22 protein-coding genes are annotated in these 22,337 nt (G+C 57.3%); 10 read left to right on the forward strand and 12 right to left on the reverse strand.

The window, feature by feature from the left end; all coding sequences use genetic code 11:
- Positions 1-162 precede the first annotated feature (162 nt).
- Positions 163-3,792, forward strand: a complete 3,630-nt coding sequence (putA, locus tag KO499_RS08335; protein ID WP_215983228.1) for a bifunctional proline dehydrogenase/L-glutamate gamma-semialdehyde dehydrogenase PutA — start codon at positions 163-165, stop codon at positions 3,790-3,792.
- Positions 3,793-3,823: 31 nt separating this feature from the next.
- Here putA and KO499_RS08340 read toward each other — a convergent pair whose 3' ends face one another.
- The 9 genes from KO499_RS08340 to KO499_RS08380 form a co-directional block, all read right to left on the reverse strand.
- On the reverse strand, positions 3,824-4,768 hold the full coding sequence (locus KO499_RS08340; protein ID WP_215983229.1) for a biotin-dependent carboxyltransferase family protein: 945 nt from the start codon (positions 4,766-4,768) through the stop codon (positions 3,824-3,826).
- Positions 4,758-5,450: a 5-oxoprolinase subunit PxpB gene (gene pxpB, locus KO499_RS08345; RefSeq protein WP_215983230.1), complete on the reverse strand. Its 693-nt coding sequence runs from the start codon at positions 5,448-5,450 to the stop codon at positions 4,758-4,760. Before pxpB ends, KO499_RS08340 begins: the two co-directional genes overlap by 11 nt.
- A complete protein-coding gene (locus KO499_RS08350) occupies positions 5,447-6,181 on the reverse strand; it encodes a 5-oxoprolinase subunit PxpA (RefSeq protein WP_215983231.1) in 735 nt (244 codons plus the stop codon). The genes pxpB and KO499_RS08350 overlap by 4 nt, the downstream gene beginning before the upstream one ends.
- A gap of 31 nt (positions 6,182-6,212) precedes the next feature.
- A complete protein-coding gene (locus tag KO499_RS08355; protein WP_215983232.1) occupies positions 6,213-7,520 on the reverse strand; it encodes a TRAP transporter large permease in 1,308 nt (435 codons plus the stop codon).
- Positions 7,520-8,038, reverse strand: a complete 519-nt coding sequence (locus tag KO499_RS08360) for a TRAP transporter small permease (RefSeq protein WP_215983233.1) — start codon at positions 8,036-8,038, stop codon at positions 7,520-7,522. Before KO499_RS08360 ends, KO499_RS08355 begins: the two co-directional genes overlap by 1 nt.
- Before the next feature lie 57 nt (positions 8,039-8,095).
- A complete protein-coding gene (locus KO499_RS08365; RefSeq protein ID WP_215983234.1) occupies positions 8,096-9,061 on the reverse strand; it encodes a TRAP transporter substrate-binding protein in 966 nt (321 codons plus the stop codon).
- A 51-nt stretch (positions 9,062-9,112) separates the two neighbouring features.
- Positions 9,113-9,928, reverse strand: a complete 816-nt coding sequence (locus tag KO499_RS08370) for a putative hydro-lyase (protein ID WP_215983235.1) — start codon at positions 9,926-9,928, stop codon at positions 9,113-9,115.
- A 68-nt stretch (positions 9,929-9,996) separates the two neighbouring features.
- Positions 9,997-10,929 (reverse strand): LysR family transcriptional regulator, encoded by a 933-nt coding sequence (locus KO499_RS08375; RefSeq protein WP_215983236.1) that lies wholly within the window; start codon positions 10,927-10,929, stop codon positions 9,997-9,999.
- A gap of 24 nt (positions 10,930-10,953) precedes the next feature.
- Positions 10,954-11,655: a lytic transglycosylase domain-containing protein gene (locus KO499_RS08380; protein ID WP_215983237.1), complete on the reverse strand. Its 702-nt coding sequence runs from the start codon at positions 11,653-11,655 to the stop codon at positions 10,954-10,956.
- 176 nt (positions 11,656-11,831) lie between these two features.
- Here KO499_RS08380 and KO499_RS08385 point away from each other — a divergent pair, with 176 nt between their 5' ends.
- Complete coding sequence (locus KO499_RS08385; RefSeq protein ID WP_215983238.1) at positions 11,832-12,359, forward strand: shikimate kinase; 528 nt, start codon at positions 11,832-11,834, stop codon at positions 12,357-12,359.
- 79 nt (positions 12,360-12,438) lie between these two features.
- Positions 12,439-12,912: a hypothetical protein gene (locus KO499_RS08390; protein WP_215983239.1), complete on the forward strand. Its 474-nt coding sequence runs from the start codon at positions 12,439-12,441 to the stop codon at positions 12,910-12,912.
- Here KO499_RS08390 and KO499_RS08395 read toward each other — a convergent pair.
- A complete protein-coding gene (locus KO499_RS08395) occupies positions 12,909-13,646 on the reverse strand; it encodes a pseudouridine synthase (RefSeq protein ID WP_215983240.1) in 738 nt (245 codons plus the stop codon). The two genes, KO499_RS08390 and KO499_RS08395, sit on opposite strands and share 4 nt — an antisense overlap.
- Positions 13,647-13,700: 54 nt before the next feature.
- Here KO499_RS08395 and KO499_RS08400 point away from each other — a divergent pair, with 54 nt between their 5' ends.
- The 5 genes from KO499_RS08400 to rarD all read left to right on the forward strand — a co-directional run bounded on the left by KO499_RS08400 (position 13,701) and on the right by rarD (position 18,839).
- On the forward strand, positions 13,701-13,940 hold the full coding sequence (locus tag KO499_RS08400; protein ID WP_215983241.1) for a TIGR02647 family protein: 240 nt from the start codon (positions 13,701-13,703) through the stop codon (positions 13,938-13,940).
- Between the two features lie 60 nt (positions 13,941-14,000).
- A complete protein-coding gene (locus KO499_RS08405; protein ID WP_215983242.1) occupies positions 14,001-14,735 on the forward strand; it encodes a TVP38/TMEM64 family protein in 735 nt (244 codons plus the stop codon).
- A complete protein-coding gene (locus tag KO499_RS08410) occupies positions 14,732-16,927 on the forward strand; it encodes a hypothetical protein (protein ID WP_215983243.1) in 2,196 nt (731 codons plus the stop codon). The genes KO499_RS08405 and KO499_RS08410 overlap by 4 nt, the downstream gene beginning before the upstream one ends.
- A 107-nt stretch (positions 16,928-17,034) precedes the next feature.
- On the forward strand, positions 17,035-17,922 hold the full coding sequence (locus KO499_RS08415) for a DMT family transporter (RefSeq protein ID WP_215983244.1): 888 nt from the start codon (positions 17,035-17,037) through the stop codon (positions 17,920-17,922).
- A gap of 26 nt (positions 17,923-17,948) precedes the next feature.
- Complete coding sequence (rarD, locus tag KO499_RS08420; protein WP_215983245.1) at positions 17,949-18,839, forward strand: EamA family transporter RarD; 891 nt, start codon at positions 17,949-17,951, stop codon at positions 18,837-18,839.
- A gap of 11 nt (positions 18,840-18,850) precedes the next feature.
- Here rarD and KO499_RS08425 read toward each other — a convergent pair whose 3' ends face one another.
- The gene (locus KO499_RS08425) at positions 18,851-19,741 is read right to left on the reverse strand and encodes a haloalkane dehalogenase (protein ID WP_215983246.1); all 891 of its coding nucleotides are present in this window, start codon (positions 19,739-19,741) and stop codon (positions 18,851-18,853) included.
- A 78-nt stretch (positions 19,742-19,819) separates the two neighbouring features.
- Between KO499_RS08425 and KO499_RS08430 the strand changes: the two genes are divergently transcribed.
- Entirely contained in the window at positions 19,820-20,731 is a 912-nt protein-coding gene (locus KO499_RS08430; protein ID WP_215983247.1) for a diacylglycerol/lipid kinase family protein, read from the forward strand.
- Between the two features lie 198 nt (positions 20,732-20,929).
- Positions 20,930-21,712, forward strand: a complete 783-nt coding sequence (locus KO499_RS08435) for a substrate-binding periplasmic protein (RefSeq protein WP_215983248.1) — start codon at positions 20,930-20,932, stop codon at positions 21,710-21,712.
- Positions 21,713-21,743: 31 nt separating this feature from the next.
- Here KO499_RS08435 and KO499_RS08440 read toward each other — a convergent pair whose 3' ends face one another.
- On the reverse strand, positions 21,744-22,256 hold the full coding sequence (locus tag KO499_RS08440) for a DUF2244 domain-containing protein (protein WP_215983249.1): 513 nt from the start codon (positions 22,254-22,256) through the stop codon (positions 21,744-21,746).
- Positions 22,257-22,337 lie beyond the last annotated feature (81 nt).

Genomic DNA, 22,337 nt, shown 5'->3' on the forward strand with positions numbered 1-22,337 from the left:
GCAGGAAAAACACCCATTAATTAGGTTTTGCCTGAATGATTGGTAATGTAGGATTGCCCGAAAAAAGACGTAAAGGCATGCTTTTTTGGTTTTTAAGGAGAAATAGTCTTTGTTGATCTCGGTAGAATGCGACGAAGACAAAACAATCGAGAGGGTACAACTATGAGACCACAGCAGTCACAGACGCCCGAGCTTGTCGATAGCCGGCAGGCGATTCGTGATTATTATCTCGCTGATGAGCATGCCGTGATTCACGAGATGATTGCCGGTGCCCAGTTGTCCCAGGAAGAGCGCGCTGCCATCTCTGCCCGTGCGGCGGAGCTGGTACGCGGCGTCCGCAAGAATGCCAAGTCCACCATCATGGAAAAGTTCCTGGCTGAGTACGGTCTGACCACCAAGGAAGGCGTTGCCCTGATGTGTCTGGCCGAGGCGCTGTTGCGCGTGCCCGACAATACGACCATTCATGAGCTGATCGAAGACAAAATCACTTCCGGTGCCTGGGGCACGCATGTGGGCAAGGCGTCTTCGTCACTGATCAACACTGCCACGGTTGCCCTTCTGATGACCAGCAACCTGCTGAAGGACTCAGAACGCAACACTGTGGGCGAAACCCTGCGCAAGCTGCTCAAGCGCTTCGGCGAGCCGGTCATTCGGACCGTCGCTGGTCAGGCCATGAAAGAGATGGGGCGCCAGTTTGTTCTGGGCCGCGATATTGATGAAGCCCAGGAAGAAGCCAAAGACTACATGGCCAAGGGGTATACCTACTCCTATGACATGCTGGGTGAGGCTGCGCGTACGGACGATGACGCCAAACGTTATTACGATTCCTACAGCAATGCCATCGACAGCATTGCCAGGGCAAGCCAGGGGGATGTGCGCAAGAACCCGGGTATCTCGGTCAAGCTCTCTGCCCTGCTGGCCCGTTACGAGTACGGGAATAAAGAACGGGTCATGAATGAGTTGCTGCCGAGGGCCCGCGATCTGGTCAAGAAGGCAGCGGCGGCCAACATGGGGTTCAATATCGATGCTGAGGAGCAGGATCGTCTGGATCTGTCTCTGGATGTGATCGAAGCCCTGGTGGCAGACCCCGAGCTGGCAGGCTGGGATGGCTTCGGCGTGGTGGTTCAGGCCTACGGCAAGCGTTCTCCGTTTGTGATTGACTGGCTCTACGGCCTCGCTGAAAAGTACGACCGGAAATTCATGGTGCGGCTGGTGAAAGGTGCCTACTGGGATGCCGAAATCAAGCGTGCCCAGGTGATGGGTCTGGACGGATTTCCGGTGTTTACCCGCAAGGCCTGCAGTGACGTGTCCTATATCTCCTGTGCCACCAAACTGCTGAACATGACGAACCGCATCTACCCGCAGTTCGCGACCCATAACGCCCATTCGGTGTCCTCCATTCTTGAACTGGCCAAAACCAGGGGCGTGGACAACTACGAGTTCCAGCGTCTGCACGGCATGGGTGAGTCCCTTCATAATGAGGTCCTGAAGGCCAGCGGTGTGCCCTGTCGCATCTATGCACCTGTCGGTCCTCACAAGGACCTGCTTGCATACCTGGTGCGCCGACTGCTGGAAAATGGAGCCAACAGCTCGTTCGTAAATCAGATCGTGGACACCAGCATTACGCCTGAGGAAATCGCCAGGGATCCGATTGTCAGCGTTGAAGAAATGGGGAGAAACATCTCCAGCAAGGCAATTGTGCATCCGTTCAAACTGTTCGGCGATCAGCGTCGCAACTCCAAGGGTTGGGATATCACCGATCCGGTCACCGTGAACGAGATTGAACAGGGCCGGGGTGCCTACAAGGAATACCGCTGGAAGGGCGGCCCGGTGATTGCCGGAGAAGTGGCCGGCATGGAAGTCCAGGTGGTCCGCAATCCTGCGGATCCGGACGATCTGGTCGGGCATGTTACCCAGGCATCTGATGCCGATGTAGACACTGCCATTACCGCAGCGGCGGCTGGTTTCAAGAGCTGGTCCCAGAAGTCCGCAGAAGAGCGGGCGGCTTGTGTCCGTAAGGTTGGAGACCTGTACGAAGAGAACGTTGACGAACTGTTCGCCTTGACGACCCGTGAAGCCGGCAAATCACTGCTGGATGCCGTGGCGGAGGTTCGTGAGGCGGTGGATTTTGCCCAGTTTTACGCCAACGAGGCTATTCGCTATCAGGACAGTGGCGACGCCCGGGGCGTGATGTGCTGTATCTCGCCCTGGAACTTCCCGCTGGCGATTTTCACCGGTCAGATTCTGGCCAACCTGGCCGCCGGTAATACCGTGGTTGCCAAGCCGGCTGAGCAAACCTCTCTGCTGGCGGTTCGTGCCGTGGAACTGATGCATCAGGCGGGTATTCCGACCGATGCCATTCAGCTGCTGCCAGGCACTGGTGCAACCGTGGGTGCTGCGCTGACCTCCGATCCCCGCGTGTCCGGGGTCTGCTTTACCGGTTCCACGGCCACGGCCCAGCGTATCAACAAGGTCATGACCGAAAACATGGCGCCGGATGCCCCGCTGGTGGCGGAAACCGGTGGTCTCAACGCCATGATCGTGGATTCCACGGCGTTGCCGGAGCAGGTGGTTCGTGACGTACTGGCGTCCTCATTCCAGAGTGCGGGCCAGCGCTGTTCCGCCCTGCGTATGCTTTACGTACAGAAAGACATCGCCGACGGCCTTATGGAAATGCTCTACGGCGCCATGGAAGAGCTGGGCATTGGTGACCCCTGGTTGCTGTCCACCGATGTGGGGCCGGTGATCGATGAGAACGCCCGCAAGAAAATTGTGGACCACTGCGACAAGTTCGAGCGCAACGGCAAGCTGTTGAAGAAACTGCCGGTTCCTGAGAAAGGGCTGTTCGCTTCACCCGCCGTGCTCAGCGTGAGCGGTATCGAGGAGCTGGAAGAAGAGATCTTCGGGCCGGTGCTCCATGTGGCCACCTTCGAGGCGAAAAACATCGATAAGGTGGTGGACTCGATCAACGCCAAGGGCTATGGCCTGACTTTTGGTATTCACAGTCGGGTTGATCGCCGTGTCGAGCGGATTACCAGCCGGATCAAGGTCGGGAACACTTACGTGAACCGCAACCAGATTGGCGCTATCGTCGGCTCCCAGCCGTTTGGTGGTGAAGGTTTGTCCGGGACCGGGCCAAAGGCCGGTGGTCCGCAGTACGTTCGTCGTTTCCTGAAAGCCGAAACCGTTGAGCGTGAGGCGGATTCAGGCGCGAAGGCCATTGATGCGAAGCAGCTGCAGAAGCTGATCGGCCAGCTCGACAAGCTCAGCACCCAGAAGCCAGAGGCCCGTATCGAAGCACTCAAACCCATCTTCGGGGATGTCCCGGCACCACTGGATGCCCACGTGGAAGAGTTGCCGGGGCCGACTGGCGAAACCAACCGTCTGTCCAACCATGCCCGCGGTGTGGTGCTCTGCCTGGGGCCGGACAGGGAAACCGCCCTGGAGCAGGCGGGTACCGCGTTGTCTCAGGGCAACAAAGTGGTGGTGATTGCGCCAGGCGTTCAGGGAACTGTGGATCAGGCTGCAAGGGCAGGACTGCCGATTACTGGCGTGGAAGGCCTGCTCGCGCCGGACGCACTGGCGACGGTCGATGGCTTCGAAGCAGTCGTGAGCTGCGGCGTTCAGTCCCTCCTGAAGGATTACCGGGAGGCACTGGCCAGGCGTGACGGCGCCTTGCTGCCACTGATCACAGAGCACACCCTGGATCAGCGGTTCGTGATCGAACGTCACCTGTGTGTCGACACAACCGCAGCAGGCGGTAACGCCAGCCTGATTGCCGCTTCCGAATAAGCGGCGGTTCTCGGAACAGACGCGCCCGGTGTCAGTTAGCCCTGATACCGGGCGCGCCTGTTTTCAGACGTTGGTTAAACAGCATTCTGCGGGCTTCAGCGTCGGCAACGTCCGAAAGGTAGAAGCTGACCTTTGTGCCGGGCGCCCTCTGGGCCAGCAGGCCCGCATCCAGCGCACTCAGGCAACCGATTTTCGGATAGCCACCAATGGTTTGCCGATCCTTCATCAGGACAATTGGCTGGCCATCGCTGGGCACCTGAATGGCGCCGTAGCCGATCCCCTCCGAGATAATCCCGTTCAGCTCAGAGTGAATGGCCTCGCCCCTCAGCCGGTACCCCATGCGGTCGATGTTCTGGCTGACTTCGTAGTCGCCAGAGAAAAACTTCATACGTTGCAGGCGTGGAAAATTCCGGTACTGATAACCGGGGATGACTCCCAGACGAAGGGGCTTCCGGTAATCGGGTATTTCGATTTCCGGAAGAGATGCGTCGATAAAGGTTTCAGTGCGGCTACATGCCAGTCGATCGCCTTTTGCCAGCTTTGAACCATGGCCATCAATGCCACCCAGACCCTCACGGCTGACGGTGGCGCAGCTACCCAGTTTCATTGCCGGCTGGAATCCGCCACTGACGGCCAGGTAAGCCCGCAGTCCGGTGACCGGGGTGGCGAAACTCAGTCGGTCGCCCTGGTTGATGCGGTAGGTGCGCCAGGGGGCAATGTCCCGGTCATTGATCCGGGCGCCCAGATCGCCACCGGTAATCGCAATACAGGTGTCATCCAGTGCCAGAAGACTGAACTTGCCAAAGGTGATCTCTACCTGAGGTGCGTTAAGGTCGTTGTCCAGCAGACGGTTTGCCCAAAAGAACGCATACTCGTCCATGGGGCCACCTGTGGTGACGCCCGTATGCTGGTAGCCGTAACGACCCGCATCCTGGATCAGGGCCAGCATGCCCGGTTCGAGAACCTCAAAGCTCATCGGGGTTGCCTCCCAGCTCAATGAATTCGGCCCGGCTGATGGCTTTGAAGCGCACCTGGTCGCCCACCTGCACCAGTGCCAGGGAGTCGCTGTCCCAATCAACCATTTTCTGCGGCGTGCGGCCGATGATCTGCCAGCCGCCGGGAGTGCAGCTCGGGTATATCGCGGTTTGGGTGCCTGCAATGCCGACGCTGCCCGTGGGCACTTTCAGTCTGGGGGTGGATTTCCGGGGAATGGCGATCTGTTCATCAGTGCTGCCCAGGTAGGCAAAGCCAGGCGCAAAACCGATGGCATAAACCTGGTAGAGCTGCTCGCTGTGGATGCGGACCACCTCCTGCGGTGACAGTCCGGCGTGCGCGCAGACGTCATCCAGATCCAGGCCCACGTCTGGACCATAGTAGACCGGAAGCTCGACGATGCGGGATGCCTCATCTCCGGCGGAGCCATTGTCTCCGGCTTCCATTGCGGCTCGCAATCGGCGGGTAATGGCAAACCGGTCAGCCTGTTCCAGATTCCAGGTCACCAGAATCGACGTGTAAGACGGCACCAGGTCGACAATGAGATCCGACATGTCGCGGCGTAAACGGTCGGTTGCCTGTTTCACCAGCCCTGCGGATTCGGCCCCTATCTGGTCGCCAAAATACACCATGCAGGTGTTTTCGTTGACCGACTCGATTCTCATAGTGTTTCAACAACCTGGCGCATGTGCCGTGCCACATCGACAGCATGATGGCTGTCGCCGTGAATGCAGATGGTGTCGGCTTTGATCGGAATGCGTTTGCCCGATATTGTGGTTACGGTCCCGTCCTGCATGATCTGGGTAACCTGTTTTTCGATAGCTTCCGTGGTCTCATGGACAGCGCCGCGAACCGTCCGTTTTACCAGTCTGCCCTCGTCGCTGTAGGCGCGATCAGAAAATGCCTCGAACCAGACCTCAATGCCGTACTCGTCTGCCCGGTCCTTGACCTGCTGCCACTCCGGTGTGGCCATCACTACCAGAGGGCATTGTGGTGCGTAGGCGTGCACTGCGGACATGACGACGGACAGCGTGGTGTTATCTACCATCATCCGGTTATACAGCGCTCCATGGGGCTTTACGTAGGAAATGGACGTGCCATGAACCTGGCAGATGCCGTTCAAGGCAGCCATCTGGTACACCAGAATGGCCTTGAGTTCGTCCGGTCGGCAGTCCATGTCCCGCCGGCCAAAACCGAGCAGGTCCGGATAACCGGGATGGGCGCCAATGGTAACGTTCTGGGCCAGCGCCAGTTTCACGGTGTGGTCCATGGTCAGCGGGTCGGATGCATGAAACCCGCAGGCAATGCTGGCCATATCAATGTAGGGCATGACGTCGGCATCCATACCTTTGGTCCAGGCGCCGAAGCTTTCGCCCATATCGCAGTTGAGTTTCATTGTGTACCTCCGAAAAACGTTGTTTCCTGCCTCATCCCTTACTCATGGTCTGGGGCAGGTAAGTGACAATCTCCGGGAACCAGCCAATCAGGAACAGCGCCGCCATGATCAACAGGAAGAACGGCAGGGCTGCCCGGGCCACGTAGAGTATGTCCTTGCCGGTCAGGGCCTGGATGACGAACAGGTTGAAGCCCACAGGGGGCGTTATCTGTGCCATTTCAACGACCAGCACAATAAAGATCCCGAACCAGAGCAAATCGATACCTGCCTGCTGCACCATGGGCATGACAACGGCAACGGTCAGAACCACTACAGAAATTCCGTCAAGGAAACAGCCGAGCAGAACGAACAACACCGTCAGGCCAATCAACAGTTCGAACGGTGTCAGGGACATGCTGCCAATCCAGGCGGCCAGCTCTCTTGGTATGCCCAGAAAACCCATCGCCAGAGTCAGAAAGTGGGCACCGACGAGAATCAGGCCGATCATGCAGGAGCTTTTTACCGCGCCCAGCAGGCTGTCCCGGAAACTCTGGATGCTCAGAGAGCCGGTTGCGGCGGCAATAATGAGAGCGCCGAATACGCCGAGGGCAGCGGCCTCGGTGGGAGTGGCAAAACCGGTATAGATAGAGCCCAGCACGAAAATAATCAGGCCAACGATCGGCAGCAGCATCCTGAGCGCTTTGATCTTGGCCGAAAACGCCAGGCTTTCCTTTTTGGTAGTCGGTAGCTGATCCTTGTTGAGCTTGGCCCAGATCATGGTATAGCCCATGAACATGGCGACCAGCATCAGGCCAGGCAGGGCACCGGCGATAAACAGGCGACCGATGGAAACCTCTGCGGCTACGCCGTAAACAATCAGAATAATGGACGGCGGAATTAGCAGCCCGAGGGTGCCGGAACCGGCGAGTGTGCCCACCGCCATTTTGTCGCTGTAACCCTGTGCCTTCAGCTCTGGCAATGTCATCCGGCCAATGGTGGCGGCGGTCGCTGCGGAAGAGCCCGAGACCGCAGCAAAAATGCCGCAGCTGAGGATGTTGACGTGCAGAAGTTTGCCCGGCAGCCCGCCCATCCAGGGCGCCAGGCCTTTAAACAGATCTTCGGACAGTCTGGTCCGGAACAGAACCTCGCCCATCCAGATGAACATGGGCAGGGCGGTCAGAGACCAGCTGGTGCTCGCGCCCCAGCTGGATGTGGCAAACAGCAGGCCGATCTGATCGTTGCCGGAGAGCAGCAGCCCGAGCACTCCGATGCCGACCAGGGTAAGAGACACCCATACACCCACGGCGAGCATCAGGACCATCGACACGGCCAACACAATGGAGAGAAACGCAATATCCATTACACTTCCTCCAGATTGAGCTCGTCTTCATGCTGCTGATAGGACGGCGTGCGCTTGCGGATTACGGCGACCAGGTCATCGAGAATGGCGATAGCGAGTGCAGTCATACCCAGTGCGACCGGAACCTGAGGTATCCAGATCGGAATGGGAATGTAGCCGTGGGACACTTCCTCGAAGATGTACGACTCCCACACCATGTGCCAGCAGTAGAACGTCATGTAGCAGGCGAGCCCGAACCCGAAAATCAGTACCACCAGTTCCTGAAAGAACCGGGGCCGCGCCGACCATTTCTGGATAACCAGGGTTACCCGGATATGGCCGCCGTTATGGAAGGTGTAAGCCAGACCAAAAAAGGTGGAGGCAGCAAGAGCATAGCCGGACACATCTTCCGCCGAGGGGATGATGAAGCCGAACAGGCGACCCACGATCTGGGCAAGTATGACGACCATGATCAGGGTAATACAGAAGCCAGCGGCGTAGCCGGATGCCAGATAGAATTTCTCTCGAAGGGAACTCATTGCGGATTGCCTCCCGAAGGGCCCCTGAATACTCAGGAGCCCCGTTCAAATGAACCTTTAGCGGTAGTTGGAGAGAATGGCGCCTACTTCTTCCGGAGCCTCTTCTTTCCATTCCTTCACCATGATGTCGCCGATTTTCTGAAGCTCGGACATCAGTTCATCAGACGGCTCGGAAACCGTGATGCCATTTTCCGCCAGGGTGGCGGTGTCTTCGGCAGCGGTTTTGCGAACGCCTTCCCAGGCTCTTTCCTCGGCGGCCGCGGCAGCGTCCAGAATGACCTGACGTTGCTCATCGCTCAGGCGACGGAAAGCCCGCTTGTTGGCAACCACAACGTTTTTCGGAATCCAGGCTTTGATGTCCGTGTAGTGGGAGAGGTAATCCCAGGCCTGCCCATTGGCGCCGGTGGACGGTGAGGTGATCATGGCGTCGATGATGCCGGTACTGAACGCCTGGGGAATCTCCGGTACCTGAACGGTGGTCGGGGTGGTGTTCATCAGGTCAGCCAGACGTGATGTGGATGGGCTGTACGCCCGCATTTTCAGGCCTTTGAGGTCTTCCAGCGTGTTGACCGGGGCTTTGGTGTAAAGGCTCTGGGCTGGCCAGGGTACTGTGTACAGCAGAACCATGCCTTCTTTGTCCAGCTGCTTTTCGATCTGTGGCTTGGCGGCCTCCCAGAGTGTTTTGGCGTCTTCAAAGCTGGTTGCCAGGAATGGGATGTTGTCATGCTTGAACACCGGGTGGGTGTTGCCCATGATGCCGACAAAGATTTCCCCCAGTTGAACCTGGCCGGTTCTCACCGCCCTCGGAATTTCCGGGTGTTTGACCAGGGACGCCCCGGAGTGAACGGTGATGTCGATATCACCATCGGTGCCGTTCTTGATGTCTTCGGCAAACTGGTAAGCGATCTTGGTGGGCAGGTTGGCATCACCATAGGGCGTTGGCATGTGCCATTGATCGGCCTGCACGGTTGAGGTGAGCAGCGCCGCGGTGACCAGGGTGGCTGTAGCAAGTTGTTTGAGCATAATGAATCTCCCGTGTTTCTGTTTTTTTTCGATTACAAAGGTGCTGCGGCCTCAAAGCACCGCAAGTTCTTCATTGAGCCGCTCTGTAAGCAGCATCTTTCCCGGTACATGAGTTATTGCGAAGGGCAGGCGTGCATTCTCAAGGGCCAGTTGCGGCGTTACCCCGCAAGCCCAGAACAGCGGCAGCTCGCCCTGTTTGATCGTTACCGGATCTCCGAAATCCGGTTTGTGGACATCCTGAACGCCAATCAGGGCCGGATCGCCTATGTGAACCGGCGCGCCGTGGGCTTTGGGCAGGCGGGTTGTGATCTGGATGGCCCGTATGGCATCGGCACCGTTGAACGGGCGCATGGACACCACCATATTGCCGCTGAATCGGCCCGCCGGTCGGGTTGCGATGTTGGAGCGGAACATGGAAACGTTTCGCTCCTCTTCCACATTTCTGACCGAAAGGCCCGCCCTGATCAGGGCATCTTCAAAAGAGAACGAGCACCCCAGGACAAAGGTCACCAGGTCGTCCTGCCACAGTTCTTTCAAGTCAGTGACTTTCTCCTCTCGCTCGCCATTTCTGAACACCTGGTACTCGGGCACATCTGTGCGGATGTCCAGATCATGCCCCAGGTCAGGGAGCATGGGGTCGCCGGGTTGGGACACGCCGATCAGCGGGCAGGCTACCGGGTTGCTCTGACAGTATAGAAGAAAGTCGCCGGCCCATTCGGATGGCAGGATAACGACATTGCCCTGCAGCAGGCTGTTGGCCAGACCGCTCGTGGTGGACGTATGGGTGCCGGAGCGAATGCGGGCGCGCAGTTCGGAAGCCTGATCAAGCAGGTTGTTTTTGAAATCGGAATACGCACCTGTGTGCATAACGGTAACCCCTGATTGAAATTGTCTTTTACAAGTAAATTTCAGGGTAACCCGTGGTGTGAAAAAGTCTAATTATCGTTTTTTAGGTCTTCTGATAACTTTTTGTGATGTGTGGTCTGGTCATAGTCAGCGGATACCATGACCGCAAGATTCGCTGCCAACTCCGCTATCGGGTTGAACGGGACGCCAGGGTAGGAGGCCGTAAAGGTGAGCTCGGAGGGGGTCCAGGAGGTTCCTAGTTTTATCAGCCTGCCGTTGTCCAGTTCGTCTTTGATTACGCTCAGTGGAAGTGTCGAGATACCGATGCCGTCGAGTGTTAATTGCCGGCAGGCCGCCAGCGAGCTTGAGGAGTAGAATCTGGCCGGCAGTTCGTCTAGTTCGCTGAATTTCTGACTGATTTCGGCAAAAGGTTTGGTGTTTCTGGCGTAGGTAATGATGGGCCATTCAGCCAGTTCCTTGAGGCTCAGGAGTCTGTCAGGAAGGTTCAGTTCCGGACTGGCTACCCAGATCAACGGAAAACTGCAGAGCGCCCGGTTTTCTATTTTCGGCTCGGAAACGGGGCCCATCAGAAAGGCCAGGTCCAGACTGCGATCCAGCAAACCTGATCGGAGGTTGGATGACACATCGACCGTTATTTCCACATCCAGATCTGGTGCGGTCTCATGCAGTTCCCGAAAGAGGCGCGGCAGCCATGAATGGACAATAGTCTCTGAAACGCCGAGCCGGAGAATGCCTGACAACAGTGCGCCACGGTTTGCCCGTTTGCGAAGCTGCTGGGCCATAAAGACAATTTTCTCGGCATAGGGGAGCAGTTCCTGCCCCTTGCTCGTAAGCTGGCTGTGGCCAGACTTGCGCTCGAATAACCGGACCCCCAACTCCTCCTCAAGAGCGGCAATACGGTTAGAAATGGCCGGCTGGGTTGTGTTCTGGTGCTCGGCTGCCTTGCGAAAACTGCCCAGCGTCGCCACCCATATAAAGGTTTCCATGCGTTTGAAGTTCATGGTTTTTTTAACCTCGGCCGGGCGCTACAGCGCGGCGTAGCGCTCGTGAAGAATGCTGACCCGCTCAACATAGGCTTTTGTTTCGGCGTAGGGAGGGACGCCCTGGTATCGGCTGACTGCCCCGGGCCCTGCGTTATAGGCAGCGGTGGCCAGCCGGATGTCTCCGTTAAAACGATCGAGCATTTTTGACAGATAGTGCACACCGCCACGGATGTTCTCGGCGGCGGCCAGGGCATTTCTGACCCCAAGTTCTTTTGCCGTGCCGGGCATAAGCTGCATCAGCCCCTGGGCTCCAACCGGAGACAGGGCCTTTTCATTGAAGGCGGACTCGGCGTGAATCACTGCGCGAACAAGTGCGGGATCAACGCCATATTCCTGTGCTGCCGTCTGGATTTCAGACCTGAATGGCGCCGTGAACAGGGGAGTTTTACGCCAGTCGACGCTGGATTCCGGGTCGCAGGCGTAGCAATAGAAACGAATCACGTCGAACTTCGCACCGGCTGGTTGGGCACTGCTGTAGGCTACCACGCCATTTTCATCGGTATAACGGTAGACGGTATCGTTGCCACTGGAGGCTCTGGGCTGGCTGGCGCTTTTTACGTTGGTGAACTCGACGGTGCCATCCGGATGCACAATACGCTTGATGCTGTCGGCCAGGGCGGGTGCTGACAATATCAGCAGCAGCGCTGTGACGGATGGTATGAGTGCGGATCTGCCGATAGTCATTGCTCACTCGCGAAAGATGCCGTTCACTGCCGGCCTGAAGTTCTTTGTAACACTGCTTTCCTTTGGATTATACGGGCTTGCGAAGCGGAATAAAGCACGCGCTCTGTCGGAAAAATGTTACGTTCTGCGTATTGCTCGTCAGTTCTCATTCTTCAGGGAGGTCACACACGGATATCATGGCTCACCAGACCGAAACAGGAAACCTTGTTCTCATCGGCATGCCGGGCAGCGGCAAAAGCACCGTGGGAGTTCTGCTGGCCAAGCGGCTGGGCCTCGGGTTTATTGATACCGATCTGCTTATCCAGGAAGACGCGGGTCGCACCCTGCAAACGATTGTCGATGAGGATGGCTACGAAGCCCTGCGACATATTGAAGAGCAGGTATTGCTGAAGCTGGATGTCAGGCACAAGGTGATCAGCACCGGGGGCAGTGCAGTGTACAGTGCCCGAGCCATGAAACATCTCAAGATCAACGGCACCGTCGTGTTTCTGGATATCCCCCTTGATCTGGTCATCAGGCGAATTGGTGATCACAGCATGAGAGGCATTTCCAGACGCCCCGATCAGTCGCTCGAGGAACTGTTCGACGAGCGGTTTGAACTATACTCCCGACATGCTGATCTGGTGGTGCAGGGCGCCGGGCTGAACCAGGATGAGGTCTGTGAGGCTGTGATCGAAGGCCTTCCCCGCATTCCGGGCAAGTGAGTATTAGGTTTAGTTAAGGTGCATGGCATCAGACAGCGCTGCTAGAGTTCCCTGACACATCCAAACGAGGTGAACGATCATGAAACCGATAGCCTGTCTGCTGGCTCTGGCGCTTGCCGGAATGCTTCCGGGAGCAGCTCTGGCAGAGTCTTCGCCAGACACCTCAGTGGAGTCGCTGAAACAGGAGACCCAGGAACTGGGCAAAGCTCTGAAAGAGTATGGCTCCGATCAGAAAGAGCAGGCCGAAGAATCGATCAACAGAACCCTGTCTGCGTTGGACCAGCGAATTGAAGAGTTGGATAAGCAGCTCTCGGAGAACTGGGACGACATGAGCGATACCGCCAGAGACCGTGGCCAGAAAAGCCTGGAATCCTTAAGGGAGCAACGGGCCCGTGTGCAAAACTGGTATCAGGAGCTCAAGGCCAGTTCGGCGTCTGCATGGGAGCGAGCCCGTAAAGGATTTTCGGACGCCTATGAAGCCCTTTCTGAGCAGTGGGGTGACACCGAAGATGAGCTTGATGAGGACGCAGAAAAGCGCGCTCAAAGCATTTAAGGCAGGGTTGCCAGGTTGCTGCTTTCTGTCTCCGTTCCGTCTGATGTCAAACGGATCTCCTCAGGAGTCAGGGGGCGATATTCGCCCTCTGCGAGCTTCTCATCCAGCGTGATACTTCCCATCCGTTCACGGTGCAGGGCCGTTACACGGTTGCCAACGGCGTGGAACATCCGCTTGACCTGATGGTAGCGGCCTTCGTAGATGGTCAGTCTTGCCTCCGTGGGACCCAGCAGATCCAGCTGTGCCGGTGAGGTTTTCAGCTGCTCGAACTCAAACCAGATACCTTCAGCGAACCGGTGAGTAGTCTCCGGGGAGATGGGGTGCGCGGTGCTTACCCGATAGACCTTGGGGATTTTGATCCGGGGCTCGGTGAGCTGCCGTGACCAGCGACCATCGTTGGTTAGAACCAGCAGGCCGGTACTGGCCCGGTCGAGTCGTCCGGCAATGTGCAGATCCGCGCGCAAATCCGGGGCAATCAATTCCATTACGGTTCTGTGAGTGTCATCGAGGGTTGCGCTCAGGAAACCTGCCGGTTTATGCAGCATCAGATAATGGCAGGGCTCAGCGGTCTGCAGAATCTTGTTATCCACATGAACGCTGGAGAACCGATCCACTTCCGTCGCGGGATTCCTGCAGGTGACGCCATTGACCGCCACCCGGCCTGAAGCGATCAGGAAATTGGCCTGACGGCGACTGACCCCGTTCCGGTTGCTGAGAATTCGGGAAAGCTTCATGGTGTGAATCGACTATGCTGAGTGTAAACCCTGATAATAATACGAGGAAATGCCATGCCATTCTCTGTTGATCACCTTGCCGAACTCAATCTCCTGGGCCTGTTCCCCTCTACTTCGACTCAGGAAGGACTCAAGGTGCATGCCCATTCGGCGGCCCCGGAAACGCTGAAAGCCGCCGAGAACCTCCACGCCAAGGGACTGATCAGCCAGAAAGATGGCGGGTACCTTACGCCCCTGGGAGCAGAGGCTGTCGAGCTGACCCAGAAGCTTCAGTCGATTCTCAGCAGCCCCTGAAACCCATACGTATCTGTGCGTCCTTTGAGACCCGGTGCCCTCCCGCGTTAGGGTAGGGGCATGAGTAACTGGATAAAGTCGCCCATCGTCTTGATGGGCGGAAGTATTGCGGGCGTCGGGCTGGTTGTTGGACTGCTCTATGCCTTCGGAGTCCACCAGCAAGTGGTTGAGTTGCTGCGCTGGTTCGACACTCAGGGTGCCTGGGCGGCACTCCTGTTCATCAGCATTATGATGCTGGCCATGGTGCTCCTGCTGCCGGGCGTGTTGCTGACCACCGGGGCCGGCTTTGTTTTCGGTGTGCCGGAGGGCACGATCTACGTTGTTGCGGGTACCACCCTTGGCTCAGCCATTGCCTTTCTGATTGCCCGGCATTTTTTGGGTGAGCATGCCCACGTGTACATCCGCAACCGAGCGCGGCTGTCTGTTGTGAGCAATGAAATGGCACCCCACGGTTGGAAGATCGTGCTGCTCACCCGTCTGATTCCTTTTTTCCCTGGCAAGCTGTCCAATTATCTGTTTGGTCTTACTAACTTCTCGTTCGTCGGGTTTGTGGCTGGGACTTTCCTGGGTGTTCTTCCTTTCTCGCTCCATAACGTCTACCTGGGCTCACTGGCAGCGGATCTGTCCACCCTTGGCGTTCGGGAGACGGGGCGCACCCCGTTGGAGTGGGCCATTTATGGTGCCGGGTTCGTGGGCACCGTGCTGGCGGTTGTGTATCTGAACCGCCTGGCCCGTAGGGCACTGGCCCGCTACAAGGTCGAGACCGAACCCACAGAACAGGAGGCAACCCAATGAGCTGGCTGAACTGGCTACCCTGGCGTTACCTGGTCAAGCGCGTGGCCTACCGTCACGGTTTTCTGGATCCGATCGCGCTTTTGGGCAAACTGCACAGCTTTGCCCAGCCATCCGAGGTGGGAGAGCCTATCGAATTGCTCAGGGCCGGAGTGGTGTTCCACGCGCGCGGGCTGATCAACAGCCGGGTCATCCAGCATAATCTGGACTGGGTCTGGCCCTATTGGGTGGAGCGTCAGTTCGATCCGCAAGATGTTGCTTTTATCCCCCGGGCGTTTTCCATTACCCACATCAACCTGAGCAACCGTAACTGGACTGCGATTGGTCAGCCGGATGTCGATGAACTTCCGATTGTGGACCCCCGTGGGTTGCTGACGCCGTTTCATGATGCCTGGTCGCTGGATGCGTGGCTGCTGGCAGATGATGGCCGGTGTTTGCTGCCTTCACGCTGTAAAACTGCTCGGCAACGTCAGGAGTTTGAGGGTGGACCCTCTGTGATCACCGATTCCGGGCAGGATGGACTGGCCCTGACGAGTCGTTCCCGGGTGGTGGTGGACAATGGCCGGCCGGTTTGCGAGATGGTGGTGACGGCCCGTGCGGAGGCGTCCGGCTCGCTCGTCATAGCCTTGCGCCCGGCCAATCCTGAGGGCGTCAGTTTCATCAACAAGATTCAGCTCTCTGGGCAGCGCGATGCCTGGACCGTTGATGGAAAGCAGGCGGTGTTTTTCAGTCGGCCGGCAGAGCGGCACCACGTTTCGAACTACCGCCAGGGTGACGTTCATATTCATCTGCAAAACGATGAGGATCAGACTGAGGGGCAATGCGACGTAGGCATGGCCACGGCGGCGGCTCTGTTCAGGGTTGAGGCTGGCGAGGACTCGGAACTCAGAATCACGGTGCCGCTGCAGGATGAGTTGGCACCGGCCATTGCTCCGGACAGCTGGCCTGGCACCCTTGAGGGGTGTGCGCGGCTGGAGTGCCCCGATGAAGACTGGCAGTTTCTCTATGATGCGGCTCTGAATTCCCTGGTGCTGCATTCACCGGAAGACGTCTACCCCGGGCCCTATACCTACAAGCGGTTCTGGTTTCGTGATGCCGCATTTATCGTCCATGCCTTGTTATGCGCCGGGCTGACCGACCGGGCCGAACGGGCGCTCTACCAGTTTCCGGCGCGACAGCTGAAGAATGGCTATTTCCGCTCCCAGGAGGGGGAGTGGGATGCCAACGGTGAAGTGTTATGGATTCTCAGGCGGTTCCATGAACTCACGGGGCGGCCGCTGCATCGTGAATGGCATGAGCCCGTGCGCAAGGGCGCACGCTGGATAGAGAAAAAACGCCTCAGTGATTCCGATGACGTGCCCCATGCCGGGCTGCTGCCTGCCGGTTTCAGTGCCGAACACCTGGGGCCCAATGATTATTACTACTGGGACGACTTTTGGGGCATCGCCGGCCTCAAGGCTGCACAAGCATTACTGGCCCCGGTTGACCGGGAAAACAGCGAACACTTTGGCGCCGGTGCGCGGGAATTCAGCCAGACCGTCGACCGCAGTCTGGCAACCTGTGAAAAACGCCTGAACCGACCAGGGATGCCGGCTTCGCCATACCGTCGCATGGATGCCGGTGCCATTGGTTCGCTGGCTATGGGTTACCCCACGCAATTGTGTGAGCCCACGGATCCCAGGCTGCTCGACAGTGTCGAGTTCCTGCTTGAAAAATGCTTTGTGAAAGGGGCGTTTTATCAGGACATGATTCACTCCGGTCTTAACGCTTATCTGACCTTGCATGTGGCGCAGGTGCTTTTACGTGCAGAGGATCCTCGGTTTCTGGAACTGGTGGATGCGGTTGCGGGATTGGCATCGCCTACCGGGCAGTGGCCAGAAGCCATCCATCCGGCAACGGAAGGCGGGTGTATGGGGGATGGTCACCACGTCTGGGCATCGGCCGAGTGGGTATTGATGGTGCGGAACTGTTTTGTTCGGGAAGAGGGAGGCCGCCTGATTCTTTGCGCGGGGATTCCTCCCCGTTGGCTGCAACAGGAAGAGCCCATCCGCTTTGGTCCGGCACCGACCAGTTTCGGAGTTGTATCCATCACCGTAACACCGCAACCGGGTGGGGAGCACCGGGTAACCTGGGAAGGTAAGTGGCACAAAGACGAGCCGGAGATCGAGGTAAGGCTGCCGGAGAGCGACTGCTGACCATCTGTACTGGTCATGAAACCGGATTTCTGTATCTGTTTTGTTTGCAGGTTAACTTATAAAGTAAGCAGAACTACAAATAAATACATCGAATCCGGTTGGGTTTCATGCGCTCACTGTTCTACTCGTTTTTCGTGCCCGCGTTGTTCGTCTGGCTATGGAGTACCGGCTTTATCGGCGCCAAATATGGTCTGCCGTTTGCGGAGCCGTTTACGCTGCTTTTGATCCGTATGCTGATGACGCTTGTATTGCTGGTGGGTCTGGCATGGATCATGAAAACCCGTTGGCCAGGCTGGCGCGGAGCAGGGCATCTGGCGGTTACCGGGGTGCTGGTCCACGGCTGTTACCTGGGCGGTGTGTATTACGCAATCCAGGACGGAATGGCGTCGGGCATTGTTTCGCTGATCGTGGGGCTGCAACCCTTGGTGACCGCAGCGGCTGCCGTTGCCATTCTCAAAGAGTCCGTGAGTGCGCGTCAGTGGGTCGGGCTTGCACTGGGGCTGGTGGGTGTCGCCCTCGTGCTGATGGAAAAGTTCGGAGTCAGCGGCAGTGACTCTATGTTTTCACCCTGGAGCCTGCTTTGGGCGCTGTTTGCACTTGCCGGCATTTCCATCGGCACGGTCTATCAGAAGCGTCACGGCACCGGGGCTGATCTGGTGGCGGGCACGGTAATCCAGTATGCCGCTGCGGCAAGCCTTTTTGCCGTTGGCGCTTTCGCTCTGGAAACCCGGGAGGTGGAGTGGAGCCTGCAGTTGCAGCTATCCATGGCCTGGCTGGTATTCGGGGTATCGATTGGCGCCATTCTGCTGTTGATGTGGCTAATCCGCCAGGGTGCCGCTTCCCAGGTTGCGAGCCTGTTCTACCTGGTGCCGCCGGTCACCGCACTCGAAGCGTTCGTGTTGTTCGATGAGCGCCTGGGCGGGCTGGCAATGACGGGTGGGCTGATCGCAATTGTCGGGGTCGCGTTGGTGGTCACCCAGAAAAAGCCGGCCTAGACACTCTTGCCAGGGGTAGGTTCTATATGACAGAAGTGACGAGGGGCGTCTGGTATGGGTTGAGCGCCTATACCATCTGGGGCTGCTTTCCTCTGTTCTTTGCCCTGTTTGACGGCGTTCCGGCGTTCGAAATCCTTATTCACCGTATTATCTGGTCCTGTGTTTTTCTGGCCCTGGTCATCACTGGCCTGCGGCGCTGGCCTGCTGTTCGAACGGCACTGGCAAGTCCGGCCCAGCTCTGGCGGGTACTTGCCTGTGCACTGCTTATAGCGGCTAACTGGGGCATTTACATTTATTCTGTCGAAACCCGCCATGTGCTTCAGGCCAGTCTTGGCTATTTTCTGACACCACTGGTGAACGTCGCGCTAGGCATGCTTGTTTTGCACGAGCGCATGGGGTGGTGGCAAATGGTGGCTGTGGTCCTCGCGGGTATCGGCATCCTGATCCAGCTGGCAATGCTTGGTGAGCTGCCCTGGATTTCCCTGGCTCTGGCGATCAGTTTCGGAACCTACGGTCTGGTCAGGAAGCAGGTGCAACTGGATGGGTTGTCCGGCCTGTTCGTTGAAACCCTGTTGTTGTTGCCGGTGGGCCTGCTCACTTTTGGCTGGCTGGCAGGGGAGGGCATGTCCCATTTCGGGGTGAGTGCTTACACCGGTGGTTTGCTGATGGCCAGCGGCATTGTAACGGCCATCCCGTTGCTCCTTTTTGCGGGCGCTGCCCGGCGCCTGCGACTGGCGACCCTGGGTTTTCTGATGTACATCAACCCGACTCTGCAGTTTGTAATTGCCCTGGTGGTTTTCGGTGAACCCCTGAGCGATATCCAGCTGATGAGTTTCATGGTGATCTGGGTTGCGCTTGGCCTGTACAGCTGGTCATCCTGGCACTACCGGCCCCGGGGACCGGTTAGCCAGGATTGAGCAACGGCGGGTCAGGACAGACCAGCCAACAGATTGTTGATCGCCCGGGCAAAGGGCACGGGTGAATCCTCTTGCAGGAAATGGCCGCCCTTGAGGGTTACATGGGGCTGCCCGCTGGCGCCCGGTATCCGCTTCTGCATATAGGTATCGCCGCCCCGGGTTATCGGGTCGCCATTACTGAAGGTGGTCAGGAACGGCTTTTCCCAACGTTCCAGCACTTGCCAGGCGTTCCGGTTGGCTTCACTGGCAGGGTCGTTCGGATGCATTGGCACCAGTCGGGGGAAGGCCCGCGCACCGGCCTTGTACGTTTTGCCGGGGAAGGGCGCGTCATAAGCCCGTATTTCATCGGGACCGAGTTTGCGGAAGGAGCCGGAATTGATGATGCGCGCCACGGGAAACCAGGGACTGTGCAGTGCAAAGTTTCTCCAGACCTTGAACGCCGGTGGCGCCTTCTGGTCACCCGTTGGCAGCATACCGTTGCCGACGACAATGGCCCGGAACCGATCTGGGTTTTCCGCAGCCAGACGCAGACCCAACAGGGAGCCCCAATCCTGGCAAACCAGGGTGATGTTCGTCAGGTCCAGCTGATTCAGGAAGGACTGCATCCAGTCCATGTGCTGCTGGTAGGAATAGTCGTCAATGGCGGTGGGTTTGTCGGATTTTCCGAAACCGATCAGATCCGGAGCGATGACTCTGTGCCCGGCCGCAGCACATACAGGGATCATGTGGCGGTAAAGGTAAGACCAGGAAGGCTCTCCATGCATCATCAAGATGGGATTGGCGTCTTCGGGCCCTTCATCCAGGAAGTGCATTCGAAGTCCGTCCACATTCAGGTAATGAGGGGCGAACGGGTAATCCAGAAGTCGTTCAAATCGCTTCTCCGGCGTCCTTACAAAGTCCATGATGCTTGCCTTATTGTTGATTGTTATGAGGGAATGGTCGTCCGGATTGTGCTGCAGCAAACCAACTGAGACAAGTGCATGACCTATTGGTTGATATGTAATTCACGGGCGGGTGATGGCGAGCGTGGCCGGGATTTCTGGTTGCATCACCTGGCTGAGGCCGGAATTCGAGATCCTGAGTGCTGTGACTTTGAAGCACCGGATTGGCATCGGAATCTTGGCGGCGAGGACACGGTTATCGTTGCTGGTGGCGACGGCTCAGTGAGCCGGGTCGCCGCGGTGTGCCGGGAAAAAGGAGCCACAATGGCTGTTCTTCCTTCCGGAACTGCTAACGATTTTGCCCGCAATCTCGCACTACCAGAGCAGCCGGGAGCACTGTGCGAACTGATTGCTACAGGAGCGACACAGACCGTGGATGTGGCTGACTACGGTCAGGGCATTTTTCTGAATGTTGCTCATATCGGCATCGGAACCTTGCCCGTCCGTGAATCCGGTGGTACCGAGAAGAAAATCTTTGGCAGGTTCAGTTATGCTGTGGAACTGCTGCGCAGGCTGAATGCCCGGCGAGGGTTTCGGGCAACCATCCGGTGTGACAAGGGCGTCGTCAAAGGGCGATGGCTTTCAATTGCAGTGGCCAGCGGTGCGTTTTTTGGTGGGGGCAATGAGATTCCTGGTGCGTCAGTCAACGACGGTCAGTTGAACGTTATTGCCGTCAGACCACGCCCACTGTCCCAGCTCCTTCTTACTTTTCTGATGGTTCGGCTAAACCGGCGGGCCCCTCAACGCACCAGTACGCTGATCCACCTCAAAGGCACGCACTGTAAGGTAAACACCGCCAAGCCCAAAACGGTCACCGCTGATGGGGACGTGGTTTCCAGGACGCCGCTTGATGTCTGCAGCAGGAGTGGAGAGCTCCGCGTTATTGGGTCAACCGTCATCAATACAGCTGCCGCTCCGGACGATGGTGATGGATTGTCCGGCAAAGTTTGAATCCTGACCAGTGTCAGATACGTTTTGTCACTGACTTTCCTGGCAGGACGAGCAATCATTATGTGCGCTGGCAAAATCGGCCATAAGGACTGTCTTAAAACGCCAGAGTGTCGTTTTTGCAATCATGTTCCCGCTCATGAAATAGTTGCGGTTGTTTAACTCCCCCGTTCCAACTGACTCGCTGAAAAGGACTATAGAATGCTCACAGAAACTGCGTCTGTTGCCTCGAAGGTCATCAAAGGTGCCAGAACCGGCATCATCGCCTTGACCCTTGCGGCCATAGGTCACCCGGCTCTTGCAGCCGAGCGTTTGTATATCTTCACTGAAAACTACCCTCCCTATAATGCGTCTGAAACGGGAAAGGGGTTTGCTCACGGGGAAGAGGATATTAGCGGGATCTGTTCGGATATGGTCAAAGCGATGCTGTCCCGTGCTGATTACGATTATGTAATGAAGATGAGGGACTGGAGTTATGCCTACAGCTGGGTTCAGGATCGGGAAAATCATGGTCTTTTCTGCACCGCACGCACCGACGAGCGGGAAGATCAGTTTCAGTGGGTAGGACCTCTGGCATCGATCAAGTGGACGCTGTTCTCCGCACCGGATTCCGACATCACGCTGGACTCACTGGAAGACGCGAAAGACCTGAGAATTGCCGGTTACAAGGGCGATGTGATGTCCGAATATCTGGTTGATCAGGGGTTCAATGTGGTGATGGGAATTTCGGGTGATGTGAACACTCGTCGACTTACCCTGGGGCAGGCGGATCTTTGGGTGACGGATGGTCTGGTAGGCCCTCTGGTGGCAAAAGAAGAGCACGGAATTACCGGGCTGCAGCCGGTGCTGGTGTTCCGGGAAACACCGATGTATCTGGCATTCAGCAATAATACAGATCCGACGGTGATTGATGATCTTCAGCAGGCGCTGGATGAAGCCCGCGAAGCGGGGGAAATTGACAGGATCGTAGCCCGTTACCAGTAGCCGCTTCGACAGCGATCGCCTGGCGCAAGTGTCAGAACCAGAGCCCGATGTTTGGATCGGGCTCTTTGCGTTCAATCCGCAGCCCTTTTCTCTCAAGTATCTCAATGAGTTTCCCGGTGTCCTCAATGTTCAGGAAAGTGCCAATCGAGACTTCTGTGTCCCGGTGGCTCAGGGACAGCCTGGCTGGCGTGAATGGATGCGATGGTGAATGGATCTGAAGGCGTGTATAGCGCGTCGGAAGACTCCATTCCTGCTGCTTACGCTTTCTGCCCTTTTCCAGATGAATGTCGTCGCCGTCTATCGACAGAACCTCTTGTCGCTGACATGCCTGAGAGGTCAGGTAAATACCACAGGCAAGTGCAATAAGTTCTAGTCCGGCAAACGGGATGATGACCCAGGCCCCCATGAGAGTGAATCCCGTGGCTATGAGGGCTGAAAGAACAAACAGCCCCATCCAGATTCTGACATTACCATGCCAGCTCAGAGAGCGGTTGGGGGTCAGAACCAGCCTGAGACCACCCGGATGTGGCAAGCGCTCCACCATGGATTTTGCCCCAGTTCTGACGTGCCGCTTGATTGGATATTAGTCAATTATACGGTGATTGCGACTGAATCAGATCTGGCC

Origin of the sequence: Marinobacter sp. F3R08 (genome assembly GCF_018860425.1) — a bacterium.
Taxonomy (GTDB): Bacteria; Pseudomonadota; Gammaproteobacteria; order Pseudomonadales; family Oleiphilaceae; genus Marinobacter.